This window comes from Acidaminococcus sp. CAG:542 (assembly GCF_000437815.1).
GTDB lineage: Bacteria > Bacillota > Negativicutes > Acidaminococcales > Acidaminococcaceae > Acidaminococcus.
Map to the genome: position 1 here is coordinate 14,707 of NZ_FR902071.1, position 1,227 is coordinate 15,933.

A 1,227-nucleotide genomic window follows, 5' to 3' on the forward strand; every position below is an offset into this window, starting at 1 on the left:
GCAGCAAACACCCGGCCAAAAGCCCCCGGGTGATCCGTCGTTTTTTCAGCACCATGGTTAAACACCTCCTGAAATGTGGTTCATTGTTGGTCATTTATCGTTGGTCGTTTTGGATAAAATTTGCAGGCAAATTTTAGGGAAATGCATACCGATACCGTAGGGGCGGCAGGCCCGGCCGCCCGTCTCCGAAGGATCCAACAAAAAATTCCAGAAACGGAACTGCCGAAAAATCCGTTCCTGTGACCGTAAAATCGAGCGTTCGATCCCAACGGCGTAGGGGCGAGCCGAAGGCCCGCCCTTCCGTGGCCTGCGGGGCTTTTCGCTCTTTTCCGGATTCCTCCAGCCTTTTTAAGTATAACAAAATTATCTGATTTTTCAACATAAAAAAAAGGGGGCTGCTGCGCATGCGACAGCCCCCTTCATATTGTGTAAAACCGGCGGCCGGGATGGGCTTGCCTCCGGCGATCCCCTACGCAGTCGCTGATGAGCGGCCGTGAACAACGGGGTTCTCCGATTGTGAGGCCGCTATGGCATCGCAATGGGTCGTCCGGCCCAGCCGTCCTTCACTCTGCACTCTGCACTCCTCCCTCTGCACTGGTTCCCTGTCGCCCAAAATATGATAAAATGAATTTATGATATGGTGTCCATGATGATGATCTGCCTGGGACAGCCGGACAGCAGGCAGGAGGATATTATCCACCTGCTCAGCGTCCTTCTGTCCACAGAAATGAACCCTGACGTGAAGAAACAAATCCTGGAACGGGAATACAATATCCCCATGACCGTTGAAATGAAAAAGGAGGCGGAGACCATGTGCGGTATCGGACACGCCATTGCTAGAAAAAACCTGGAAAAGGGAATGAAACAAGGCCTGGTGAAAGGTCTTGAGAAAGGGCGCCTGGAAGGAAAACAGGAAGGCCGTTTGGAAGGCCGTCAAGAAGGCCGTCAGGAAGAACGGGAATCCAACATTGTCGCCATGCTGAAGGAAAAGATCCCCATGGAAACCATTTCCCGGATCACCCATTACTCCCTGGATCAGATCCAGAAACTGGGAAAGTTGCATGGATTGCTGTAAAACAGGAAGGCCGCCGGAAAATCCGGCGGCCTTTTTCCATTAAAAGAAGTCAGACCGGCCCTTGCGGTCTTACCAGAAGTCAAACGTCAGCTTGACCGATAACAAGCAGATTGGCCGAACATCTGAATCGTGCAAAGCTGACGTCTCACATC

Annotated in this window: 1 protein-coding gene; it reads left to right on the forward strand. The window is 51.9% G+C overall.

Annotated elements, in window-relative coordinates; genetic code table 11:
* Positions 1-646: 646 nt before the first annotated feature.
* The gene (locus QVO43_RS05530; RefSeq protein WP_288174587.1) at positions 647-1,075 is read left to right on the forward strand and encodes a hypothetical protein; all 429 of its coding nucleotides are present in this window, start codon (positions 647-649) and stop codon (positions 1,073-1,075) included.
* The last annotated feature ends 152 nt before the right edge of the window (positions 1,076-1,227 follow it).